Origin of the sequence: Domibacillus sp. (assembly GCF_031181085.1) — a bacterium.
Taxonomy (GTDB): domain Bacteria; phylum Bacillota; class Bacilli; order Bacillales; family Domibacillaceae; genus Domibacillus.
This window is the reverse complement of record NZ_JAPSLE010000002.1, coordinates 181,198-204,015: the sequence shown is the minus strand read 5'-3', so window position 1 is coordinate 204,015 and position 22,818 is coordinate 181,198. Positions and strand designations below refer to the sequence as shown.

Genomic DNA, 22,818 nt, shown 5'->3' with positions numbered 1-22,818 from the left:
CACGTTAAATTTGTCGTTTTCTCGTAAGATAAGTGAAATACATTCGTTTTCGGAACTTTTTTCCATCGTTTTAAGAAGCCGAACCGGTCCGCTCTTTTGCCTATTTGTAACGAAAACAGCCTGCATGCTTCGTACAGGCTGTTTGGAAAATTTATTTTTTACAGTATGATTTAGAGAATGTGGAGGATTGCGGCTTGTTCACATCTACCACACCGACAAGCGCAGGAAACGACTCACATTCGGCAATCATATCTCCCATCGTCACTGCCCGCCCGTTTCGCTCAACAACATAATCAGAGCGGCAGCATGCGACTGCACTAGGGAGGCTCGCCAAGGCCGCACGCTTTTTGTATGGCTTCTTCTCTGGACTCCGCCGCTATAAGCAGCCAAAGCGTCCGATTGGAGGTTATGGCATACACGCGAACCGGGACAAAGCCGAGCTCATTTTGTTTTTTCATCTCCCGAATCGCTTCGTTATCCATCGCTTCAAACGGAATGTTATTTTCGCCCGTTTCCGCATGGACCACCCCGCGGCGCAATAAATCGAGCAGCCCATAGACAAGCGTATCTTCCTGCCGTTTAAACGCTTCCTTAAACAGAGACCGGATCGTCACGGTCAACCAGAATGCCCGTTTCTTTTATGTAGGTGACGGTCACAAACCCCGTCTGGCCGTTTCGGTTTTTCGCCACAATAATTTCCATCCGTTTATCCCCTGCTTGTTTGGAATAATAAGCGTCCCTATATAAAAACAGCACCACATCCGCATCCTGCTCCACCGACCCGGAGTCCCGCACATCTGAAAGCATCGGCCGCTTGTCCGCGCGTGCTTCCACAGCCCGTGAAAGCTGCGTGAGACAGATCACCGGGCAGTCAAAATCTTTTGCCATTGCTTTTAAGCCTCTCGAAACCGCCGCTATTTGCGCGGTTACATTCCCGTCAAAAAAATGCGGCGGCGTAATTAGCCCTAAATAATCGATAAAGACAACCGGGCGCGCTTCAGGGTGGTCGATTAACAGTCTTCTGACCGCCGAGCGCATATCAGACACCGTAACGGCAGGCTGATCGACGACATACATGCCGAGCCCGGCTACTTTTTGAACCATCTCCGGCCACTTTTCTTTTTGTGCTGCGGTGAACAGCTCATACGGATTACGCATTTTCGTCCGATTAAACCGGCCTTCCACCGCTAAAAGCCGCTTTACAAGCGACAATGCTGACATTTCAATGGAAAACACAACCGGCATGTATCCTCCCTTTGCGGCCATCCGTGCCAGATGAAGCATTACGTCGGTTTTTCCCATCGAAGGACGGGCGCCAATGACCGTCAGCTCGCCTGCCTGAAAGCCGCCCAGCGTCTCATCCAGCCTTTGGATTCCTGTCATGGCGCGGGGCTCCTGTTTTTCTTTTTCAAATGGCGCTTTTCGAAGAGGCTCTACTAAATGGGACGTCGACTGGGCCCTTTGTATACGGACGCTTTCTATGCGCGCCGCTGCCTCCATAATCCGGTCTGCCGGCCACTCTTCTGACGATGCCTGAATGCACATCGAACGGATCGCCCTTTTCTGCCATTCCTCCATCAAAAGCGTTTCATAATGGGTAAACCGGTCAACATTCGCATGTGCGATCAAATCATTTATATACGGGGCGCCGCCAAACGACTCAATCAGCCCGCCGACCGACAGCGTTACAACATCGACAATTCGTCCGGCCTGCACTTCGGTTTGAATGTGGGAAAACAGCTCCCGGTGCAGGGCAGATTCGAAATAAGCCGGTATAATGTGTGTATCAAGCGCCACCCGGCTGTCATGCAGGCAGGTGCCTAAAACCGCCATTTCCGCTTTCATCCGATTTCCTCCCCTGCTTCTATATCGGGTACAAGCGGCTCATATAATGGATCAGCTGCCGCTCTTTCCGTTTTACTCCGGACCTCTTGCAGCGATGTCCGGCCTTCCGCCTGCCAGCTCGTTAAAATCTTCTGCACGTACGCATAGGGCTTGTCCGCCTCCTGTGACCGCTTCATTGCTTCAATGACCAGCTCTTCGCTGAGTGCCGAGCACCATTCCAGTAAACCCTGCTCAATGGCTAATGACGCCCGGCCGAATGATGATTCCCAAAAATCCACGGCCGCCGGACGGCTTTCCGTTTGGTTTTGTTCCGTTTTCTTTTCCTTTTGTTCAGTTCCGTTTTGTTTTTGCCGGCGTATCGTCCACGTATCGTACAAAGCCCGAATGCGCCCAGGCGGAATATGCGCTGCGACAAAAGCAGCAAGCGATGTATCTTTCACGAGCGACAATTCCTTTTCCACGCAATCCTCGACCGGCTTGCCGCCCCGGGTAAAATTGTAGCGGCCCCAATGCCGAATCGCCATTTCGCCTGTTTCTTCACTCAAGCGGATGATGCCTTCCTCCTGAAGCACCCGAAAACATTCCTCTACCTTGGACGCCGCCATTCCCATTTCAAACGCCGCCTTGCGCACATTCAGCGGGTAAATGCCAATCTGCGTCGTCTGGCTGTTTGTCAGCACATATAAAAAACAAAGCTTCTCCGCCGCTGACAGATCCATCACCTTGTCATCACTCCATATATTCGTATAAACAAACCGGTACTTCGCCATTTATGATCCCTCCTGACGCTCAATCCACTCAGACAGCGTTTCCTGCGAGAAAAAAATCCGCCGCCCTACCCGGTAATGAGGCACCGACCCGTCCTGCACATACCGGTACAGTGTCCCCGGGTATACCCCTAAAAACACCGCGGCTTCCTTGATCGTCATCTTCGTTTTCATCCATTTTCCTCCCCTTTCGTTTTTTATGTACAGAAAGGAAGGAAAAATCGATACCTGGAGAGGAAAAAAAGAAAAAGAAGACAGCTTTTGGCTGCCTTCCTCTCGTACTCTATTCCTATCCTTTTTCCGGTGCTTCTTCGATTCTATTAAAAGTGTGTTAAACGGTGATAACCACTTTCCCCTGCGCATGTCCTTCTGCAAAATACCGGAAAGCTTCGGGCACTTCACTCAATGTGTAGCTTCTATCCATCACCGGCTTTACGCTGCCCGCTTCGAGCAGCTCCTTTATAAAAACTAAATCGCTTTGGCTTTGCCGCTGCAGCATGCTGCTCATTTTCCGATTTCCGGTTAAAGAAATCCAGGGCCCGCGAACCATCGTTTCGGTTAACTGGGCACCCGACCCTCCGACGTGAACGAAAATGCCCCCGGGACGCAGGGCGCGCTTATAAGCAGAAAGCGGCTGGTACCCGTTCACCGCCAGAATCAAGTCGTACTGCTGCGTTTTTTTCTTAAAATCCTCTTTTGTATAGTCGATAACATCGTCTGCACCCAGCGATCGCAGCGTATCAACATTTCTCGTGCTGCACACACCCGTTACCTCTGCCCCGAATGCTTTGGCAATTTGGACGGCGAATGTGCCGACCCCTCCAGAAGCACCGTGTATGAGCACCTTTTGCCCCGTCTGGATGTTCCCTTTATTCCGCAGACCCTGCAGCGCTGTCACGCCTGCCATCGGGACCGCCGCTGCTTCCTCAAACGAAAGCCGGGCCGGTTTTAGCGCCAGTGCCCTTTCGGGTACCGCCGCATATTCAGCGAAGCCGCCCCAGCCGCAGCCGGACAAGTCGCCAAACACCTCATCACCTGGCCCAAACTGCTTCACCTCCCTGCCCACCGCCTCTACCCGGCCTGCAATATCTCCTCCAGGTATCGGGTGCTTCGGCTTCAAAAGGCCAAACGCAAAGCGGGCGAGGAACGGTTCCCCTTTCAACAAAACAAGATTTCCATAATTGACCGATGCAGCACGAATGTTTACCAGCACTTCGTTATCCTTTGGAACAGGCTTCTCCACCTCGGTGAATTGCAGAACATCCGGCGTCCCGTATTTGGAACAGACAATCGCTTTTATATAGATTCCTCCTTGTATTCTGCCATTTTTCGGCCTTGCTCCTGACAAACAGTTAAAAGGCCACCGTATGAAGTATATTCCGGTCATACAAGATTCAAGACTCGAATCTGTAAAAAAGAAATGTATAAAATCTGTCCCGCCTTTCACCTATCGTTCCGGGCAGCCTACCTGCATCAACGGACCTGTTTACTCACTGCCGCCGAACTCACCCTGCAATTGCTTGATTGCAGCCTGCTGCCATTTCCGGACAGCGGCCGGCGTCACACCGCATTTTCTGGCGATGTCCGGATTCGATAAGCCTTTGATCACAGACAGGCGAAACCACTCCCCCGCCCGGCCATCGAGCTCTTCCCCGCATAACTGAACAAGCGCCGCGGACTCCGGTGTTGGCTCCGGATCCACGCCCTCAAACAATTCCGATTGGCCGGTCAAGACCGTTTCGTCACTGAATGTGGCATCTTTTGTCAGAGCATTTTTCAGGCGTCCCTGAATGTACGAATACGCATACGGCGCAAAATCACCTTTTGACGCATCGAATCGTGTATGTGCCTCCCACAGGGCAATCAGCCCCACCTGATGAAAATCCTCTTTGTTTTTGTAAATATGCAGCTTGTTCATGATGCGGTGAATCATCGGGTTGTATTGCTGCGCAAGTTGTTCAAATAACATGGAAACATCCAATCCAAGCTAGCGCCAGCCCCGGGTACTCCTTAAGGGCATGACCATCGTAGCGTGTGAATGAATGAGTGTAAATGCCTACAAAAAGCGCCAAATATTAAGGTGAAAACGACAAATTCCAGCTTAAACTTGCCCGCTCCGACACCCTTTGTTATACTCCTCGCTGACGAAAGGAAAAAGATGGGGTTTCTCTAATTCTATCCATTAAATCCCCTGTTTTGTAAAAGAACTGTAAAGTGAATGTTATTTTTCGCAGGGGTCAAAAGAACTGATTTACTTTCTGGATATAATATTCCATTTTTGTAAATTAAAATCCTTATTTTAACATTTTATAATTATAGTTTTCTATTACTTTTTCGATCCATATCAAACAAACCACTATGCCCGTCCAGGGATCGATCTGTGTCAGAAAATAAAAAAGAAGACAGCTTTTTTTGCTGTCTTCTCTTTAATCAAGTGAATCACTGGCTTTCCCGCCGTAGCGAATCGAATAGAGGTGTAAGTACTACAGTAAACTGCTCCCATCCAGATTTAATCTCTCTGTGCCAGGATCATCCTTAAATCATCGACTGTTTCCGAAAATGAGGACAAACTGACTGTTTGAATCTCGACGTATTTTTCCTGACCGGGCACCTGCCACTTTGGAAAGCGGGCTTCCTCTGATTTAGGATACAGCAGGATGCACTTTTTCGCTTCTTTGTAGGAAGTAATATACGCATACATCTGGTACAGGTCAGACTGCTGGTAAAGGATGCGTCCTTCGTGAACAATGTTTTTCCATTTTGTGTCGACAATCATTTGAAAATCTTCACCGTTAATGACAAAATCAGGCTTCAGCTTGATGTTTTCCCGGCCAGAATACACATTGATGAGAAGGCGCTTTTCGTCATGCTGGACCTGGACATCCATTTTTTTCTCAGGCGCAAGGAAGCGAAATGCTTTTTCAATGTAAGACTCATACAGCACATTCATTTCAAAAAGGAAGGAAAAGCTATGGATGCTGCTGTATTTTGACGTCATCATGTCATTGGCTAGAATCATCTTTGCTACCTGGAATACCTTCTCAAAACGGCGGTTTTGCCGATTGAAGGGAACAGTCTCCAGCTGACTTTTCAAAATCGGCCCCTCCGACACATGTTGAAACATATCCATGATAAAGAGGGATTCCGTCTTCAGGGCACTTTTAGAAATATACGGGAAGATAAGCTGAAGTGCCTTTTTTAAAATCCTGTTCAACAGGATGTCTTCCTGAATATTATCAAATTCACAGTATGCTTTTACAGGCTGAAAAGCATTTCGCTTTATATGCTCCTGCAGCAGGAAACGCCCTTTTAAAGCGGGACTGTTTTCCTGAGTCAGCTTGTATTCCTTGTAAACGCCACGCCGAAGCTCTGTTAATAGAAGCCGAAGATACACATTCGCAAAAATATGGAGTAAATCCGCTTTTGCCAGCTGGCTTAACGTTGATTCATGGAGGCTGACAGGCAGGGACTTTGTCACAGCAAGCATGTTTAATAAGGCTTTCCTGTTTTTCTCTTCCGACTCATCATGAATGGTCAGTTTAGGCAAAATTTCAATCCGAACGGTCGAAAGCTGAATGATTCCGACGATATTAATAAACCGGACCTTGCCATAGCCTATTTCCACAAAGGAAGTGTACTTTTCCTGCACATAGCGGAGGAGCTCTTCCCATTCATGCTGCGTAATATGCTTTCCCAGATGAAGCCAATCATAGGCTTCCCGGATACTGACATTTTTCATCACTCGTAAATCCTCTGAACATCCCGGAGTTTGATCGTTTTCTTGATCCGGTATTTAACCGGCAAATCAAGAGTGGCCAGCATCGCAGAGTCTTTAAACAGCTTTTGCATGTTCACCTCCTCCTGGTAAACAATGCATGGCTCATCTTCTGAGGTACCCAGTCCTCCGAGCACAAGCCCGATCTTTTCCCAATCATCATAGAAATATTCCTGTAAAAGCGGAACCACTTTATTTAAAAGAACCTGGTACACTTCCTCCTCTGTTTCAGCATTTATAAAATAAGCATGTCCAATCATATGGTCGCGGTCAAACAGCACTTCAATTCTTCGATTGATCATTTCCAAAAGAGCCGGAAGATCAATGTTTTCAATCGGCTGAAGCAGGGATGGCTTCGGCATCATTTCCTCAAATGAAAAGCGCCGGCGCAGGGCGGTGTCCAGCAGGGAAATCGAACGGTCAGCCGTATTCATCGTTCCAATGATATAAAGGTTCGGAGGAAGGATAAACGGATCCCGCGAATAAGGAAGCTGAAGCATGGTTTCATTTTCTTTTGTCAGCCGCTTGTCATCCTCAAGCAATGTGATCAATTCCCCAAATACCTTTGACATATTGGCACGGTTGATCTCATCAATGACCAGCACGTATCGGGGTGCCGCCGTAAAGTCAAAAGCATCCTTTTCATTAAGAGCCTTTAATACTTCCTGCTTCCGCGAAGGATACTTCTCAGGGCTTTCCTTCTTTTTCAGCCCTTCATAAAGAGCCTCGATCGCAATCCGTTTTAACGTTCCGTCTTTCGACCTAAAGCCGCCTTTTCCATCGGAACGCAGCCCTTCAATAAAATCCTCATAGGAAAAGCTCTGGTGGAAGGTCACAAATTGAACCTGGCCCTGGGCCTGAAGATCCTTGAAGTGCTTTTTCACATCCACTTCCTCGCTTGAATCCTCCACGATTTCAACGACCCGGCTGGCAATATTGTATGTCTTGCCTGTCCCGGGAGGCCCGAAGTAAATGGTATTCAGCGGTCCGTTGAATTCACTTAGTGGAGACTGGTGCTCTTCTTCAGGAGCCTGTTCCTCCGCTGCTTTTACTTTATTAAACATTTTCTTGATATCACGCTTCTTGGTAATTTTGTGAATCCGGTCGCGAAAACCTCCATAGCCCGGAAGAAGCCTCTCCTCCTTCTCAATCCATTCCACCGGTACCGTATGTCCCAGACGTTCATTGAACTCATAGCTGTCCAGCACCCGGCTTTTGAGCCTGCCAACGGCTGAAATTTTGAGTACATATGTAAGACTTTCATTCTCCAGCCTCTCTGAATAAGTCGTTTTCACTCCGACTATGTCTCCCTTATCCAGCTTTAAAAAGGCTTCCAGTGCTACTTTTTCTTTTTCATCCTTTATTTCCTCTAAAATCACCGAAGGGTCATCGATGGCCAGATAGCCGGATAAATCCTGCTTGAAAACAGGAAGGGATATCACTCCACTTTCCAGAAAAGCAGAAAGGTAGTCACGCTCCTCATATCGATGCTCGATGAGCCAGTGCTTTGCTTGCTTCTTTTCTCCATAACGCTTCCAGATAAATTCACTGAGCGTAACATAATCCCAATCCTTAAAAGGCTCTATTTCTCTTAACCGCTTATACTCCAAATACTGCAAAAGAATATAATTTCTCGGCCTTTCTTTAAGCAGCCCGGGTGGCAGCTGCAAATCCTCTGCCAGCGGATCAAGGACTTTTCTTGCATACACATTAAAGAATTTTTCCGGATAGTAGATGTTTAATATTTTCAGCATGACCATTGGCCACAGCTTCAAGTTTGTAAATGTCATTTCCTGAATCCGGTCCTCGGCAGCGAGCCTTAGATTCGTAACGATCTGATCACGTAATTTACCGTACTCGGTCTCTAGCTCGTCCCCTGCCAGCTCCTTCTTTTTCGCAGCCGCCCCCATGCAGTACTGGCCATTGCCGCTTCTGTATATGCCAAACTTGGAAGCATTGCCGCCGCCGATCCCGCCAAGAACCTCCTTGTGCTCCAGCCAGTAGATGAAAGCATCTCTCGTTGACGTATCCGCATACTCATGAACCGGCATCTCCGACAGTGAATCCAGCGGAAAGCGCTCGATAAACTCCTGTCTCTTCTTTTCACTAGTTTTTATGTACTCTTCATCCAAACGAAACTCTCTTGCTGCCTCAATCAACTTTTCCATTGCCTCTATCGCACCTTCCTATTCATTTCTCAATTGCATCTTTTTTTCGATATAGTACTATGTTGCCGAATTCTTTGATATGTCTTTAAAGATGACGGATGCTTTTTAGTAAATGTATCGTTCCGGACCTTTAAATACTTCCTTCACATGCCATGATAAAAAAGACTGATCTGGCTCGTAATATTGACTGATTGGTTTTGAGATTGGCTTGCTGTGGTACTTCATGAGCCATTCTTCAAATCCGCTCGTTCCGTGTGCTTCTTCTGAAACGATTAAAATGCGTTCAGGATTTAATGTAAAAACACCCCGGTCAAATAATTTATGATGCAGGGAACATAAAGCGATCCCATTTTCCTCAACGTCCGGTCCGCCGGCCTGGTGCCATTTAATATGAGCTGCTTCAATACCCACTAATGTATGCCCGAGCCTGACGTTAAATCCGCAGACAGCACATGAATAGCCATACGCGCGCAATATTTTATCCCTGAATTTTGGATCACGTTTTTTTCTTTGCATGCTGAAATTTGAAAAATCGAGCCCGACTGCTTCTAATATATCCTCATGAAACGTATCCGGAAAATGAAGGTTCAACAGTGTGTATGCTGCTTCCTGAACCAGCTCCGGATGAGCAAGCAGCAGCTGGTACGCTTCGTCTGTAAATCCGCCGCCTATGTTTTCCTGACGAAGAAAACGTTTTGAAATAGAAGCTGAAGGAACAGGCTTTGTTATTTTCCACACTCCATCATTCTTAAGACGGACAAATGGCTGTTCTGGATGATTGCTTTTACGCGGCGGCCCAAAATCAATGAGCAGTTTTTCCAGTGAATCCTCCACCTCTTCAAAGCGAAAAGCCTGCATCTGTTCATTTTGGATCTTCCCGAGGGCAAATAGTAAAACAAGCGGCTTATGCGGCGCGCGATCGTCATTTTTCCGCCAAACATTCAACTTTGAGATTTTTTGCAAAAATTCTTCTTTTTCCATCCAGGACACTTCCTTTTGGTCTCTATCCAACTATTTTAACAAATACTTATGAATCTTTATTGATTTTTGGCTAAAACGCTCAAATGATGTAATCGGAAAGAAAAGAATTAGTTTCTTCCTAGGAAGTATAGTGCTTGAGTGCCGGAGACGGTCACGGGTACAATGAAGCCACAGAATAACGTGGGAGGAGCGATGTTATGTCGAAGGAAACGGAAGAGTTTATTATGCAGAGCTACCAGAAAGAAGAAAATATGATGATTCTGGTGTTCGCCCAGTGGTGTATCAATCACGGTCTTGACCCGGAAGCAGTGTACTTAAAAGCCTATCCGGATCAGGCAGAGAATCCGGCGTTAAAAGACGCGCTTGCCTTAACGGTCCCGAAAGAAGAAGCCGGCGATGTGCCGGATGAAACGCTGCTCGGCGTGCTGTCTCTTTTTGGCAATGATGATCTTGCTTTTATCGTTACAGAGGAGATTTCCCGGCGGGATGGAAAGTAAAAGCTATAAACATTAAAAAGGGCTGCCAGCGGATCATCCGGCTGTGCAGCCTTTTCCTTCTTTTTTATGAAATGTGTACTGAAATGGTTTGAATAACAGTTTCCCGGTCATTGAATGCTATCGTGATAATAAGAATCTGTAGACATCACTTTGACTACTTTAATTTAAATACATTTTCTCGCCTCGTATTTTTACTGGTCTCTTCAAAATCCGTGTGTTTTTGCTGCCAGGTTTCCAGCATTTCCATAAAACGAACCTTGTCTTTTGCTTCTGCCAGCGTTCTTAAATCATCAATCATCTCTGCCATAAATAAACGACTGGCGGAATGGCAGCCGGCCAGGTTAATGGCTAGCGTTAAGAGTTGATTCAGGATGGGTCCGTTAATCCCCTTATACAATGGTTTGTGCATCGTTCTAACCGCTTCGTCGTAAAGTTTGTTTATCAAAGCCTCATTCAGCTTGAAGGAAAGATTTTTATTCTTCCCATCACGCGGTACAACGGGAAGCCGTTCTGATTCTCCATTTTTCAAAAAGTCATGATAGTGTTGTTCACAAAAACCGCGTGCGTAGTGCTCATGCTTGCAGTCAGTTATTTTACAATTTTTCATTTTTCACATATCCTTTCAATCGTTAAAATGGTGTCCAGCTGTAATGTTAAACAGGAAAAGATTTTTGCTTTTATCACTATTTCTTCGTCAGATATTCAGCTTTAAGCTTTTTTGCAAACACTCTTCCTTTTTCATAAAGAGCACTTCCTATTACTGTCTATTAAACTATTTTAACAAACACCTATGAATGTTTACTGAAATAAAGCAATCTGTGTGAGGAGAGATGGAATGTCAAAGGAAATGGAGGAGTTTATTGTGCAGAGCTACTAGAAAGAAGAGAGTATGATAATTTTGGTGTTTGCCCAGTGGTGCATCGATCACAATCTGGATCCGGAAGCCGTGTACTTAAAGCCTGCCCGGATCAGATGGAGAGTCAAGCTCTAAAAGACACACTTGCCTTAACGGTGCCGAAAGAAGAAGCCGGCGAGGTGCCGGATGAAACGCTACTCGGCGTGCCGTCTCTTTTTGGCAATGATGATCCCGCTTTTATCGGTACAGAGGAGCTTGTCCTGTAAGAAATAACAATGCAAAAAGCTCAGCCAGCCTTTGACTGATAGTGCTTTATTCTTGTTGAAAAATAACGCTGATATAAAAGCTCAGCCATTCATAAAATCCAATTGTTATTCACTATAGAAATGTATCTGTGCTCTTCCTTTTGCTTTTGCTTTATATAACGACTCATCAGCGTTTCGAAGGAGCACTTGCGGACTCGTACCACTCTGCGGATAAAGAGCAATCCCAATTGAAGAGGTTGTTTGAAAGGTATTGCCTTCTATATGCCAGGGTTCTTTTAATTTATTTACTATCCTGTCTCCTATTACCTTTGCTTGAGCTGCACTAGTCAAATCAGGAAGCAATATAGCAAATTCATCTCCACCGATTCGAGCCAATACATCTGAATCGCGAATAATATGCTGAATTCTTCTTGCAAGCTGTATAAGGAGCTGGTCGCCAGTGTCATGGCCCATTGTATCATTTATGTCTTTAAAATGATCGACATCTAGATACATTAGAGCTAATAATTGAGCAGATTTTGCTGCTTTTACAATTTCATGTGAGAGTTTATCCATGAAAAAGCGACGATTTGGAATATCCGTCAAATGATCGTAATAGGCCATCGTTTCTAATTGGGTCTGGTGTTTTTTTCGCTGAATAATATCCCTGGCAACTAAAACTAGTTTCTCAAGTTCTCCATTCTCACCGTAAATGGTATTCAAATTTGCTTCAAGCCAAATATACTGGCCATCTTTTTTTAAAAATTGATATTCATAATTACTTTGAAATTTTTCCCCTTCAAATATCAATTCTCGGTAGGTTTGTTGTATAAATTCACAGTCATTTGGATGAATGTATTTCATAAATACAAGAGCATCCTGATTAATATAGTCTTTAATCAAGTAACCTGTTATTTTCTCAAAGGACGGGGATAAATACGTAATGATTCCTTTATGGTCAACTGTTATAAGTATATCTTTCATATTTTCAGCGATTAAACGATAGTTTGATTCACTTATCTTTAAGGCTTCCTCTGCTTTTTTTCGGTTCGTTATTTCTCTACTAACGATAACTAAATGGCTTCTGTTCCCATTTTCATCAAAAATCGGTGTTTTCATTACTTCCCAAGTCCTGGTTACACCATCAGGAGTTTGAAAGGATTTTTCAATTTGTACCGTTTCACCTTTTTCCCAAGCCATTTCATCTGTATCAATATTAAACATAAAGTTGTGTCGATGACCTGGAAAAAGCTCCATTAGCTCCCGATCTGTTTTCCCTTGGTAAGGATAATCTTCTCCCATATCGTAGGAATTAAGCACCAGTTTATTTGTAATAAGCCACCGGCCTTTTCCATCTTTTAAAACAACAAACTCAGGTATCAGATCTATAAGTAACCGAATCTGCGGTTCATAAGCTGTGAGGGTAGACAAATATTTGAAAAGTTCCATATGTTCTCCTTCTTATAGCTTGTATCTTCCATATTTCCTTCTATCCTACAATATTCTAATTCTAAAAAACAATCCTTGCAGTTTGATATCTTCTTCCCCGGGGCAATCCTGAGCTGTAATTTTAAACGAAAAAGATTAGTAAGTAGAAACAGCTCCTGTAAGATATAAATGAACTCGTTACTAGAACAGCCTACTTACGCCAGATATTCGTCTTTAAGATTTTGTGCAAAAACTCTTCTTTCTTCATCAAGGTACTCCTTTTTACTGTCTGTTAAACTATTTTAGCAAATTTCCATAAAAAAATTGTCGCTTTTTGGATAAACTTCTTAAGCCTCAAAATTCTTACTTAATGTTTGAACACCTCGGTTTTATTCATAGACTTTTTATTTTTTTTAAAGACTGTGCTTCATGAAACTTTTTCCATTCTCCCGTGTAAGGAAAAGAAAGCAAACAGCGGGGAGTGAAGGAAAATGAATTTCTTATTATAGGGCCTAGGGGATCAGTGCTCATCCTCGTTTTCATTTTTTTCATTTTGAGTACTGTGTTCTCGCGCAAGGTGAAACAGACGGAACCAGATGATGTGTGGCAGTTTGTCCGGAATCATGCAGCGGAGAAACGAGCTGCTTTAACGGTTCGGCTGGACGGGAAAACAGTGGTAAATGTAAACGGGGATGTGAGTCTGCCGCTGGCGAGCACCATGAAAATCATTGTGGCGATTGAGTACGCACGGCAGGCGGCTGAAGGAAGGATTGACCCGAAGAAACGGGTGCCGCTTCAGGCGCTTGAACGTTATTTCATTCCAAGAACGGATGGCGGTGCCCATGCAGCCTGGCTGGGCTCTGTTGAAAGACTCGGAGACGGTGAGTCGGTGCCGCTTCGTGAAGTGGCGCGCGGTATGATTGCGTACAGCTCCAATGCCAATACTGATTTTCTGTTGGCGCTGCTTGGCCTTGAAGAGGTAAACAGGGTTCTTGCTTTGTTTGGCCTCAAACGGCATGAGCCGATTTATCCGCTGGCGGGCTCGCTGTTTGTGCCGGTCCAGCTCGTTCATGAGCATGGGGGCAATCGAAAGCAGGCGATACAGGCTTTAAAAGAGATGAGTCTTTCCGATTACCGACAGCGCGCCATAGCGCTTCATGAGCGGTTCGCATCTAGCCCGCCGACAAAAGCAGAGAAAAAAGCACTGTACCGCTTGATGAGCGTTCCTAATCAGCGCATCTGGTCAGACCGGCTGGCCCGCTCGACAACAGAAGAATATGTATCGATCATGGCAAGGCTCAACAGCCGCTCTCTTCTTTCGGAATCGGTTCATTCGTTTTTATCTCCGGTGCTGGAGCAGCTAATGGAATCACCCGAAAACCGGGAGTGGCTGGCCCGTGCTGGAAAAAAAGGCGGATCGACCGCTTTTGTCCGCACGGAAGCCCTTTATGCAACCACAAAGGACGGACGGCAGCTGGAGCTGGCTCTTTTCGCAGATGGTTTAACAATGCTGGACGGAGCGCGGCTGTCAAACGGCTTAAACGAGTTCCAGCTGCGGCTGATCCGGGACGAAGCATCTCGGGACAAAATGGTCGAGGTGTTCCGATAAACAGGGGATAAGAATGGATTCTATTAAAGAGCGGGCCATTTCCCGCCTTCGATATTCCGGCCGTATGTACACACGGCCGTTCAAAGAAAACAAGCCCGCTGATGGCGACGGTTTGTTTCTTCGTTTTCCTCCGCTGCTTCCCTGCCTTCTTTTAATAAGGACAGCCGCATATCGACAGGGTCTTCCAGGTTGATTATATCCGCTTTTCGTATGTAGTACGTCATTCGGTTCGCTGCTCTTTTTGCGCAGGCAGCATATACTTCGTGAAGTAGCTTCCTGCGATCAGTAAAACGAGTTGAATCAGCCATGCATATGCGTCAAATACAGGCAGCCAGAGCTGGATCAAACCGACTAGTCCGGCTGAAAAAAGCAAACCCGTGCCAGCCAGCTTTTCCAGCCCGTCACACCATACTTTCTCCTTCGGTAAATCGTCAATGGAAGTGCAGCGATCAACACCGCCAGCAGCAAAGACATCCACGACATCAACAAAATCGCTCCTTTCCTTGCTTGAGAATGAAGAATAGAAGCCGATGTTATCCGGTAAAGAATGTTCAACAGCTCCATCCCTTCTACTCGCTTCTTTTTTCTTTACGAATAAAATGGAAAAATATTTCGCATATCCCAAAAATACCTCTTTTTATCTATAACTCCGCTCTTTTCACTGGCAGCTTGTCCGGCTTATTGATGTAAGCAAGGGAGCGATGGGGTGTTGCTTTTAGCTACCATACATGTCATTTTCATATGCCCGCTTGTCAGCCAAAGCACCGTATGAACAGGACACAGCTTATTGACATATCCATGCAGAAATAAAACGAGACTAAGAAAACAAAGTTTCCCTCTTTGTGCTATACTATTAGAAACAGGTTTCTCATATGTGTATAAATGTGTTAAGGTGTGTTAAAATGTATTTATGGACAAAAAATATAAGCCAAGTGAATTTGCCGAGTTATTGAACGTTTCTGTCAAGACATTGCAGCGCTGGGATCGCGAAGGTACATTGAATGCTTATCGGACACCCAAAAACAGGAGGTATTATACCCATAATCAATATCTTGCGTATACAGGCGAAACACCTGAAGATGAAAAAGCAGGGAAAGTCGTTTTATATGCCAGAGTTTCTAACAGAGGCCAGAAAGACGATTTAGAAAGTCAAGTGAATTTTCTCCAGCAGTTTGCGAATGCGCAAGGTGTAATTGTAGATGAAATTATTGAAGATATAGGCAGCGGCCTGAATTATAACCGCAAAAAGTGGAATAAGCTTCTGGATGACATTCAAGCGCATCATGTATCTAAAGTTTATATCACACACAAAGACCGTTTTGTCCGCTTTGGCTATGACTGGTTTGAGCGCTTTGTAGAGAAAATGGGCACAGAAATAATTGTAGTAAAAAATGAAAAGCTGTCCCCCCAGGAAGAAATGATCCAGGATTTGATTTCTATTATCCATGTATTCTCATGCAGAATACACGGGCTGAGAAAGTACAAAAACACCATTCAAAAGGATCGTGAACTATGAAAGCCTACAAAACGGAAATCCGCCTGTCGCCTAGACAGGTCGATAAGCTCGCCCGCACCATCGGCGTGTGCCGATTTTTGTATAACGCGTTTATTTCCCACAACCAGGATCTGTATGAAAAAGAAGCGACATTCTGCGGAGGGATGGACTTTGACAAACATGTCAACCATGTGTTATCCGTTGAACATCCATGGATCAAGGAGGTCTCTTCCAAAGCAAGAAAAAAAGCGATTATGAACGCCGACAATGCATTCAAGCGTTTTTTTAAAGGCCAGTCAAAATTCCCCCGCTTTAAAAAGAAAAAGGACCAGGACGTCAAAGCTTATTTCCCGAAAAACAACAAAACCGACCTGGTCGTTGAGCGCCACAGAATCAAGGTGCCGACGCTTGGCTGGGTGTCTTTGAAAGAAAAAGGGTATATCCCAGCTGGTTCCGAAGTCTCCAGTTGCACGGTGGAGCAGAAAGCGGGGCGGTTTTATATTTCTATACTGGTGAAAAGCGATGCAACAGAGCCGAAACCGAACCTTAGCTCTGAAGGAATCGGCATAGATGTCGGGTTAAAATCCTTTGCGGTGACAAGTGATGGCAAAGTGTTTAAAAACATCAACAAAAGCAGGCGCATCAAAAACCTGGAGAAAAAGCTGAAGCGGGAACAGCGATCCCTTTCCAGAAAATATGATTACTATCAAAAGATCAAAAAAATGAAAAAGAAAGAAAATCCAGGTGAAACAGAAAACCAGTGGAAAAACCTGAACCAGAACATCCGCCGCTTGCAAAAGCTACATGTGCGCCTGGCAAACATGCGTGATGCCTACCAGGACTATGTGATACGAGAATCGGTCAAAACCAAGCCTTCCTTTATCACGCTGGAAAGCCTAAACGTAAAAGGCATGATGAAAAACAGGCATCTCTCCAAAGCCGTGGCGGACCAGAAATTTTACCAGTTTAAAATAAAGCTGAAAAGCAAATGTTTAAAGCTCGGCATTGAGCTCCGCGAAGTTGGACATTTTTACCCGTCGAGCAAACTCTGCTCCTCCTGCGGGGAACAGAAAATATCCCTTTCCCTTTCAGAGCGTGTTTTTCATTGCTCATCCTGCGGACACACGATGGACCGCGATGAAAACGCAGCAATCAATTTAAAGAATGCGAAGGAATACACGATTCTCACTTAAACGAGATGGTGTATATGTACCGATGGCTCATACGTCGGGAATTGACGCCTGTGGAGTGCTGTACAAACCGTAGTAGCGGGCTTTTGGCGAGGCGGGGCACGAAGAAGCAGGAAAAAATCTTTATGTACACTTTTAGGTACATGTAAAGGAGCAGTTGAACGGCTTGATTGAAACAGCCACAACGCGTGCAAAGGTACGCCAATTTTTATTTATTTTAATCCCTATTCTTGTAACGCAGATCGCCATGTTTGCGATGACATTTTTCGATACGATTATGTCCGGGCATTACAGTGCCGATGATTTAGCCGGTGTAGCAGTCGGCTCTTCTCTCTGGATGCCTGTTTATACAGGACTCAGCGGTATTTTATTATCGATTACGCCGATTGTCGGCCATTTAACGGGAAGCGGACGCCGCGGTGAGGTGTCTTTTTCTGTGATGCAGGCGATTTATGTGGCGCTTGTGATTTCCGCCATTACCTATCTGCTTGGATGGGTCCTGCTTGAACCCGTGCTTGGCATTATGAATTTAACAGATAATGTGCGCCGCATCGCCTATGAGTACGTGATCGGACTGTCATTCGGCATTTTGCCGCTTTTTTTAACGGCTGTTGTCCGCGGATTTATCGATGCGCTCGGCATGACCCGCACGTCGATGATTATTACGGTGATGACGCTGCCCGTCAATGTCGCTTTTAACTACCTGCTCATTTATGGGAAATTCGGTTTTCCGGAGCTCGGCGGTGTCGGCTCTGGTTACGCGTCCGCGATCAGCTACTGGCTTATTTTCCTGCTCGCTGTCTGGATTGTATGGCGCAAGGAGCCGTTTTCGGCTTACCGGCTGTTTGGGCGCCTGCCGCGTGCATCCTTTGCAAAATGGAAAGAAATTTTGCTGCTGGGCCTGCCGATTGGGCTGTCGATCTTTTTTGAAACGAGTATTTTTTCGGCGGTAACGCTTTTGATGAGTGAGTACAGCACAAACGTCATTGCGGCTCATCAGGCTGCTCTTAATTTCGCTTCATTCACGTATATGATCCCGCTCAGCGTATCGATGGCGCTGACGATTGTGGTTGGTTTTGAAGCCGGGGCCGGACGGTTTCAAGACGCCCGGCAGTACAGCCGAATCGGCATTGCGATGGCAGTTGGCATTGCCGCAGTCGGCACGGTTGTGATTTTTGGGTTCCGTGATGCGATCGCTCATTTGTATTCGACTGATGCGGAAGTTCTCCAGCTTACTGCTTCGTTTTTAATCTACGCGGCGATTTTCCAGCTTTCGGATGCGGTACAGGCGCCGGTGCAGGGCGCACTCCGCGGATACAAAGATGTCAATGTCACGTTTATGATGACCATGATCAGCTATTGGATCATCGGGCTGCCGCTCGGCTGGGCGCTCGCTCGCTGGACTGACTGGGGACCGTACGGCTACTGGATCGGCTTAATTACCGGCTTAACGTGCGGAGCCATCACGCTGTCTGTGCGCCTTCGCATGGTCCAGCACAAAAAAACATCACGCCTGGCAGCGTGATGTTTTTTATTTTTATCCGGTCAGCACATCTTCCGATGGATATTTAAAATGGCATTCTCGTCTTTTAGCAATCATATAAACAAGAGACAGCGGACCCACTTTCCCCAGAATCATCAGCATAATTAAAATCCATTTGGACGGGTCCGACAGAGTGGGCGTTAAGTTCATAGACAAGCCGACTGTAGCAAAAGCGGATACTGCTTCAAACATAAGCGGCAAAAAAGGCTTGTCCTCCGCTACATTGAGTAAAAACGTGCCCGTGATAACGGTGAAAAAAGCAATCATTGTGATCGACAGAACCCGAATCACATATTCAGGCTTGATGGTCCGGTAAAATAAAGTGATGTCTTTTTTTCCCTGTACATATGTAATCATGGCGGCTGCCATCACAATAAATGTCGTCAGCTTGATCCCGCCGGCCGTAGAGCTGCTGCCGGCTCCAATAAACATGAGGATCATCATAAAAAAAGCGGTCTGGCTGTGAATCTCTCCCATATCGATTGAATTAAAGCCGGCCGTACGGGTGGTCACTGCTTGAAACCAGGAAGCCTGCAGCTGGTCAAACAGCGGCATTGCTCCGATGGTGCTCAAATTTCCGTGTTCGAGTAAGTAGATCATGATAAACGCGAATATATTCAGCCCTGCCGTTGCCGTGATCATAATTTTTGTATGAAGGGACCATTTTCGGAACGAACGATGTTCATACACATCCACAAGCACGGTAAAGCCGAGGCCTCCTAGAATAATTAAGGATGTGATGCCGATCGTGACAATCAAGCTGTCCGCATGCTGCATCATATTGTCAGGCCAAAGCCCAAATCCTGCGTTGTTAAAAGCGGAAACGGCATGAAAAATGCTGTAATACATGCCTTTGGCCGCTCCGTACTGCGGCACCCAGTCAATGGCAAGAAAACAGGCCACAATTAGTTCAATTGCGACTGAAAACAGCAGCAGATTCCGAACAAGTCTTATCACACCGCCGAAATGCAGCTGGCCGAGCGCCTGCTGAACAACGAGACGCTGCTTAATGCCGATTCGTCTGCCAAGCAGGATAAACACAATAACCGAGAATGACATAATGCCAAGGCCGCCCATTTGAATGAGCAGCAAAATAACGAGTTCACCAAACAGCGTAAATTCTGTCCCCGTGTCTACTACTGCAAGGCCTGTTACCGTATAAGCAGACGTGGCGGTGAAAAAAGCATCCGTCCATGAAAGCGGACCATCCTCTGATACGGGAAGCTTAAGCAGCAGAGTCCCCAGTAAAATCGCACTCAAGTAAATGATGAGCAGGATGGCTGCTGGTTCAAAATGTTTTCTTTTCATAAAAGCTTCCTTCTTTCCTTATGTTCCATTTCGAAAATGCTTGCAAAGCACATCCTGGCCGCCCGTTACCCGAATAATCGCACCGGTAATAAAAGCGGAGGCCTCGGAAGCAAGAAATGCGGCTACCCGCGCAATGTCCCCGCCGATTCCCGGCCGACCGGCACAAGTGGAGCCGTTTTTCCCTCTGCAGCGGTTATATCTTCTTCTTTCCACCTGCCCGCGATGTCTCCCGGACAAATCATATTCGCAGTGATGCCGGATGATGCTTCTTCCAGAGCAATTGTTTTGATAAGGGAGGCCAGCCCCGTTTTAGCAGCTGCAAAAGCGGAACGGTCGACCCATGCCGGCGCTGTTTCAACGCGGTCAAAGCCAAATGCAATCAGCCGATTAAAGCCCCGCTCCTTCATTCCCGGCAGGAGAAGCTTTGACAAGTAAAACACAGAGGTTAAATTACCGCTGATCAGCTGGTGCCACTCATCCCAGGAATAGTCGGCCATTGGTTTTCGTTCTTGTATGTAGGACCCTGCATTGTGTATTAAAATATCAATCTCTCCAGAGAAGGAAGCCATTTTCTCACAATCTTCTTTCCGCGACACATCTCCCTGTACCGCTGACACCTGTACGCCAAACCGGTTTGACAGCTCTGCTGCAAACACTTCTGCACCTGCTGTATCTGAGCGGTAGTTAATGACGACCGAACATCCTGCGGCTGCCAAGTATTCCGCTGTTTTCCGCCCTATTCCTTTTGAGCCGCCTGTGATCAATGCGCGTTTTGCCATAAAGCGTCCCCCCATTCTCTTCTTTCGTCCTAAATGATTCGATACGGGGCTGGCAAATGTAAAAAGCCGATGCAAAAGCACCGGCTTAAAGAGAGCCATCCATGCAAATAAACCCTTTTACATGAATATTGTATTTTTTCAACAGCCGGACGGAAAAGTTCCGTTCAACCGCTGAAGCAGCAGCGATATATACTTCCTGCCCGCCAAATTTGCCCGCATTCCGCGGAATGTAACCGCATGGAATAAGCTCTGCTCCTTCAAGCGGCATTCGGTTTGCTTCCTGCCAGTCACGCACATCAATGACCGGATGCCCAGCCGCTTCTTCGGGAGATATGCGCTTTACGTTAACCGGCCAATAACGTTTATAGCCAATGAGCAGCGCTGCTGTGATTGCCAGCACTGCGGCGGCCATGATCACCACCGTCATTTTTGCTTCCCTCCATCCGTTTCCTGCTTTATTTTATACGCGAAGGGGTATAAAATCAATGCTTTTGTTTGATTTCTTCAAAATGATCCAAATAAACAGAAATTAATGTTACTTTTTCTGTATCCGTTAAGGACGACGCGCAAACACGGCGTACCGCTTCAACCAGCTTTTGTTCCGGCTTTTTGCGCAGGCGCGGATGATTCAGTTTATCTTCAAGCTCGTTTTGGATCGCTTCTTCTATATCGGTAAACGTGCGTCCTTTCCACAGTGCTTGATACAATGCATGCCAATCTGCCAAAAAGAACCCTCCTTTATTTCCGAATTTTATTTTATGCTTCTTTTTCCCGTTTGGCTAGAGACAAACGTCTATTCTCCCATAAAATGTGCCCATAAAAAAACCTCTCCACGCCGGGAGAGGTTTTTTTTATTTGATTTTTGCCTCGACGGACTGGATCGCCCGGTTTAGCTGTGTATCGTTTTCTTCCAGCTTTAAGCGAAGGTTCTCCATCAGTTTCGTCGTAGAAGCGCCCGTTAGGATACCCGTTTCCTCAAGCTTTGCCGTTTTTTGAAATTCTTTTACGGCGCTTTCTGTTGATTCATCGAAGTAGCCGTCCGCTTTGCCCGGATCGTAACCAAGGGCAGACAGCATGTTTTCAGCTGTTTTCACTTCATCTGACATCGATTCAAGCTGCAGCTTGGATTCCGGATTAATATACGTCAAGTTTGCGTAATCAGGAAGGGCTACAACCGCATCCGGCTTAATGCCTTTTTTGTGAATCCATGTTCCGTTCGGCGTCAGCCATTTTGCTGTGGTCAGCTTTAAATTAGAATTATCGCTGAAGTCCTCAGCCGATTGAACCGTGCCTTTTCCGAAGGATTTTTCACCAATAAGCGGAATGCCTGCCGATTCATTTAAAGCTGCGGCCATAATTTCTGCCGCACTGGCGCTGCCGCTGTCAATCAACACAGCAGTCGGCAACTCAATTTTCTCGCCGCCTTCAGCTTTATACGCCTGGGTTTTGCCGGCGGATTCGATTTGTAAAATGTTTTTGCCCTCCGGTACAAAAAGGGTGGCCATGTCGATGGCCTGATCAAGCAGGCCGCCCGGATTTTGACGAAGATCCAGCACAATGCCTTTCATGCCTTCTTTTTTCATATCAGCAAGGGCTGTTTCAAGCTCCTCGGCTGTATGCTCGGAAAAGCTTGTGATTTGAATGTGGGCGATGCCGTTTTTCTGCATTTCGGCATACACCGTTTCAATCGGAATATCATCACGGACGATCGTCATTTTCTGTGCTTTTTCCGTTCCGGCTTTTCGCACTTCCAATGTTACTTTCGTTCCTTTTTCGCCGCGGATCAGAAGAACAGCTTCGGAAGCACTCATGCCTTGAATGCTTTTTCCATCTACAGAAAGGATCATATCATTCGGCTTTAAGCCCGCTTTTTCGGCAGGAGATCCTTTAATCGGCGATACGACGACAATGTAACCGTCCTGCTCTTGTACTTCAGCTCCAATTCCCTGGAACGAGCTCGATACTTCTTCATGGAACTGAGAAGCTTCCTTTTCATCCATATAATCTGAGTATGGATCTTCAAGTGAATCAATCATCCCATTAATCGCACCGTTGACGAGCGTGTCCTGATCTACATCCTCGTAGTACGTGCTTTGGATTTTGTCGTATGCTTCATATAATTTGCTGAACTCTGAACGGGCCGGCGCTCCAACTTCAACTGCTTTCTCGTCACCGAAAGCAAGCGTTAGTGTCGTTACCGCCGCCGTAATAAACACGAGCGCAAAAATCATTATAATAAACGGAAATCGTTTTATTTTGACATAATGGCCCTGTTCCGGCTTTTCTTCTTCCATTTTGTTCCCCGCTTTCATCATCTATGTACACTGATCTT

22 protein-coding genes and 2 pseudogenes are annotated in these 22,818 nt (G+C 46.0%); 6 read left to right on the top strand and 18 right to left on the bottom strand.

The genetic code is table 11. From position 1 onward, the window contains the following. Positions 1-317: 317 nt before the first annotated feature. From RIN81_RS04785 to RIN81_RS04745, 9 genes are all read right to left on the bottom strand, one after another. Positions 318-620 carry a hypothetical protein gene (locus RIN81_RS04785; protein WP_309087896.1) on the bottom strand — a complete coding sequence of 101 codons (303 nt, stop codon included), beginning with the start codon at positions 618-620 and terminating at the stop codon, positions 318-320. After that, on the bottom strand, positions 592-1,845 hold the full coding sequence (locus RIN81_RS04780) for a replicative DNA helicase (RefSeq protein WP_309087894.1): 1,254 nt from the start codon (positions 1,843-1,845) through the stop codon (positions 592-594). Before RIN81_RS04780 ends, RIN81_RS04785 begins: the two co-directional genes overlap by 29 nt. Next, positions 1,842-2,615 (bottom strand): DnaD domain protein, encoded by a 774-nt coding sequence (locus tag RIN81_RS04775; RefSeq protein ID WP_309087891.1) that lies wholly within the window; start codon positions 2,613-2,615, stop codon positions 1,842-1,844. Before RIN81_RS04775 ends, RIN81_RS04780 begins: the two co-directional genes overlap by 4 nt. After that, entirely contained in the window at positions 2,616-2,786 is a 171-nt protein-coding gene (locus tag RIN81_RS04770) for a helix-turn-helix domain-containing protein (protein WP_309087889.1), read from the bottom strand. 157 nt (positions 2,787-2,943) lie between these two features. Further along, positions 2,944-3,912, bottom strand: coding sequence for an NAD(P)-dependent alcohol dehydrogenase (locus RIN81_RS04765; protein ID WP_309088279.1), 969 nt, complete (start codon positions 3,910-3,912; stop codon positions 2,944-2,946). Positions 3,913-4,098: 186 nt separating this feature from the next. After that, positions 4,099-4,581: a sigma-70 family RNA polymerase sigma factor gene (locus RIN81_RS04760; RefSeq protein WP_309087887.1), complete on the bottom strand. Its 483-nt coding sequence runs from the start codon at positions 4,579-4,581 to the stop codon at positions 4,099-4,101. A gap of 540 nt (positions 4,582-5,121) precedes the next feature. Then, positions 5,122-6,351, bottom strand: a complete 1,230-nt coding sequence (locus RIN81_RS04755; protein ID WP_309087885.1) for an McrC family protein — start codon at positions 6,349-6,351, stop codon at positions 5,122-5,124. Next, positions 6,351-8,555, bottom strand: a complete 2,205-nt coding sequence (locus RIN81_RS04750) for an McrB family protein (protein WP_309087884.1) — start codon at positions 8,553-8,555, stop codon at positions 6,351-6,353. The genes RIN81_RS04755 and RIN81_RS04750 overlap by 1 nt, the downstream gene beginning before the upstream one ends. A gap of 105 nt (positions 8,556-8,660) precedes the next feature. Beyond that, positions 8,661-9,536: a phosphorothioated DNA-binding restriction endonuclease gene (locus RIN81_RS04745; protein WP_309087883.1), complete on the bottom strand. Its 876-nt coding sequence runs from the start codon at positions 9,534-9,536 to the stop codon at positions 8,661-8,663. 197 nt (positions 9,537-9,733) lie between these two features. Between RIN81_RS04745 and RIN81_RS04740 the strand changes: the two genes are divergently transcribed. Then, positions 9,734-10,033 (top strand): hypothetical protein, encoded by a 300-nt coding sequence (locus tag RIN81_RS04740; RefSeq protein WP_309087881.1) that lies wholly within the window; start codon positions 9,734-9,736, stop codon positions 10,031-10,033. A 154-nt stretch (positions 10,034-10,187) separates the two neighbouring features. On the opposite strand, the gene RIN81_RS04735 is transcribed toward RIN81_RS04740, so the two are convergent. Continuing rightward, the gene (locus RIN81_RS04735; RefSeq protein ID WP_309087879.1) at positions 10,188-10,640 is read right to left on the bottom strand and encodes a hypothetical protein; all 453 of its coding nucleotides are present in this window, start codon (positions 10,638-10,640) and stop codon (positions 10,188-10,190) included. Between the two features lie 282 nt (positions 10,641-10,922). Between RIN81_RS04735 and RIN81_RS04730 the strand changes: the two are divergent. Then, positions 10,923-11,155, top strand: a pseudogene (locus tag RIN81_RS04730) (hypothetical protein). Positions 11,156-11,260: 105 nt separating this feature from the next. Here RIN81_RS04730 and RIN81_RS04725 read toward each other — a convergent pair. Beyond that, positions 11,261-12,583, bottom strand: coding sequence for a sensor domain-containing protein (locus RIN81_RS04725; RefSeq protein ID WP_309087877.1), 1,323 nt, complete (start codon positions 12,581-12,583; stop codon positions 11,261-11,263). 556 nt (positions 12,584-13,139) lie between these two features. Between RIN81_RS04725 and RIN81_RS04720 the strand changes: the two genes are divergently transcribed. After that, positions 13,140-14,171, top strand: a complete 1,032-nt coding sequence (locus tag RIN81_RS04720; RefSeq protein ID WP_309087875.1) for a serine hydrolase — start codon at positions 13,140-13,142, stop codon at positions 14,169-14,171. A gap of 80 nt (positions 14,172-14,251) precedes the next feature. Here RIN81_RS04720 and RIN81_RS04715 read toward each other — a convergent pair whose 3' ends face one another. Then, complete coding sequence (locus RIN81_RS04715) at positions 14,252-14,395, bottom strand: hypothetical protein (RefSeq protein WP_309087873.1); 144 nt, start codon at positions 14,393-14,395, stop codon at positions 14,252-14,254. Continuing rightward, a complete protein-coding gene (locus RIN81_RS04710; protein WP_309087871.1) occupies positions 14,392-14,796 on the bottom strand; it encodes a hypothetical protein in 405 nt (134 codons plus the stop codon). Before RIN81_RS04710 ends, RIN81_RS04715 begins: the two co-directional genes overlap by 4 nt. A 285-nt stretch (positions 14,797-15,081) precedes the next feature. On the opposite strand from RIN81_RS04710, the gene RIN81_RS04705 reads away from it, so the two are divergent. From RIN81_RS04705 to RIN81_RS04695, 3 genes are all read left to right on the top strand, one after another. Then, complete coding sequence (locus RIN81_RS04705; protein WP_309087869.1) at positions 15,082-15,687, top strand: IS607 family transposase; 606 nt, start codon at positions 15,082-15,084, stop codon at positions 15,685-15,687. Continuing rightward, on the top strand, positions 15,684-16,859 hold the full coding sequence (locus tag RIN81_RS04700; protein ID WP_309087867.1) for an RNA-guided endonuclease InsQ/TnpB family protein: 1,176 nt from the start codon (positions 15,684-15,686) through the stop codon (positions 16,857-16,859). The genes RIN81_RS04705 and RIN81_RS04700 overlap by 4 nt, the downstream gene beginning before the upstream one ends. Before the next feature lie 163 nt (positions 16,860-17,022). Further along, the gene (locus RIN81_RS04695) at positions 17,023-18,381 is read left to right on the top strand and encodes an MATE family efflux transporter (protein WP_309087865.1); all 1,359 of its coding nucleotides are present in this window, start codon (positions 17,023-17,025) and stop codon (positions 18,379-18,381) included. 12 nt (positions 18,382-18,393) lie between these two features. Here RIN81_RS04695 and RIN81_RS04690 read toward each other — a convergent pair whose 3' ends face one another. The 5 genes and pseudogenes from RIN81_RS04690 to RIN81_RS04670 form a co-directional block, all read right to left on the bottom strand. Further along, entirely contained in the window at positions 18,394-19,707 is a 1,314-nt protein-coding gene (locus RIN81_RS04690) for a TrkH family potassium uptake protein (protein ID WP_309087863.1), read from the bottom strand. Between the two features lie 18 nt (positions 19,708-19,725). Continuing rightward, positions 19,726-20,486 (bottom strand): annotated as a pseudogene (locus tag RIN81_RS04685) (SDR family oxidoreductase). Between the two features lie 85 nt (positions 20,487-20,571). After that, on the bottom strand, positions 20,572-20,913 hold the full coding sequence (locus tag RIN81_RS04680; protein ID WP_309087861.1) for a hypothetical protein: 342 nt from the start codon (positions 20,911-20,913) through the stop codon (positions 20,572-20,574). Positions 20,914-20,968: 55 nt separating this feature from the next. Beyond that, positions 20,969-21,211 (bottom strand): hypothetical protein, encoded by a 243-nt coding sequence (locus RIN81_RS04675; protein ID WP_309087859.1) that lies wholly within the window; start codon positions 21,209-21,211, stop codon positions 20,969-20,971. Between the two features lie 126 nt (positions 21,212-21,337). Continuing rightward, positions 21,338-22,780: a lmo1851 family serine protease gene (locus RIN81_RS04670; RefSeq protein WP_309087857.1), complete on the bottom strand. Its 1,443-nt coding sequence runs from the start codon at positions 22,778-22,780 to the stop codon at positions 21,338-21,340. Between the last annotated feature and the right edge of the window lie 38 nt (positions 22,781-22,818).

Bases quoted from the DNA above. Each gene is read 5' to 3' on its own strand.
- RIN81_RS04740 (WP_309087881.1), top strand. From the start codon at position 9,734: ATGTCGAAGGAAACGGAAGAGTTTATTATGCAGAGCTACCAGAAAGAA.
- RIN81_RS04780 (WP_309087894.1), bottom strand. From the start codon at position 1,845: ATGAAAGCGGAAATGGCGGTTTTAGGCACCTGCCTGCATGACAGCCGG.
- RIN81_RS04735 (WP_309087879.1), bottom strand. From the start codon at position 10,640: ATGAAAAATTGTAAAATAACTGACTGCAAGCATGAGCACTACGCACGC.
- RIN81_RS04760 (WP_309087887.1), bottom strand. From the start codon at position 4,581: ATGTTATTTGAACAACTTGCGCAGCAATACAACCCGATGATTCACCGC.
- RIN81_RS04680 (WP_309087861.1), bottom strand. From the start codon at position 20,913: ATGACGGTGGTGATCATGGCCGCCGCAGTGCTGGCAATCACAGCAGCG.
- RIN81_RS04670 (WP_309087857.1), bottom strand. From the start codon at position 22,780: ATGGAAGAAGAAAAGCCGGAACAGGGCCATTATGTCAAAATAAAACGA.
- RIN81_RS04705 (WP_309087869.1), top strand. From the start codon at position 15,082: ATGGACAAAAAATATAAGCCAAGTGAATTTGCCGAGTTATTGAACGTT.
- RIN81_RS04725 (WP_309087877.1), bottom strand. From the start codon at position 12,583: ATGGAACTTTTCAAATATTTGTCTACCCTCACAGCTTATGAACCGCAG.
- RIN81_RS04770 (WP_309087889.1), bottom strand. From the start codon at position 2,786: ATGAAAACGAAGATGACGATCAAGGAAGCCGCGGTGTTTTTAGGGGTA.
- RIN81_RS04745 (WP_309087883.1), bottom strand. From the start codon at position 9,536: ATGGAAAAAGAAGAATTTTTGCAAAAAATCTCAAAGTTGAATGTTTGG.
- RIN81_RS04700 (WP_309087867.1), top strand. From the start codon at position 15,684: ATGAAAGCCTACAAAACGGAAATCCGCCTGTCGCCTAGACAGGTCGAT.
- RIN81_RS04715 (WP_309087873.1), bottom strand. From the start codon at position 14,395: ATGACGTACTACATACGAAAAGCGGATATAATCAACCTGGAAGACCCT.
- RIN81_RS04755 (WP_309087885.1), bottom strand. From the start codon at position 6,351: ATGAAAAATGTCAGTATCCGGGAAGCCTATGATTGGCTTCATCTGGGA.
- RIN81_RS04690 (WP_309087863.1), bottom strand. From the start codon at position 19,707: ATGAAAAGAAAACATTTTGAACCAGCAGCCATCCTGCTCATCATTTAC.
- RIN81_RS04750 (WP_309087884.1), bottom strand. From the start codon at position 8,555: ATGGAAAAGTTGATTGAGGCAGCAAGAGAGTTTCGTTTGGATGAAGAG.
- RIN81_RS04775 (WP_309087891.1), bottom strand. From the start codon at position 2,615: ATGGCGAAGTACCGGTTTGTTTATACGAATATATGGAGTGATGACAAG.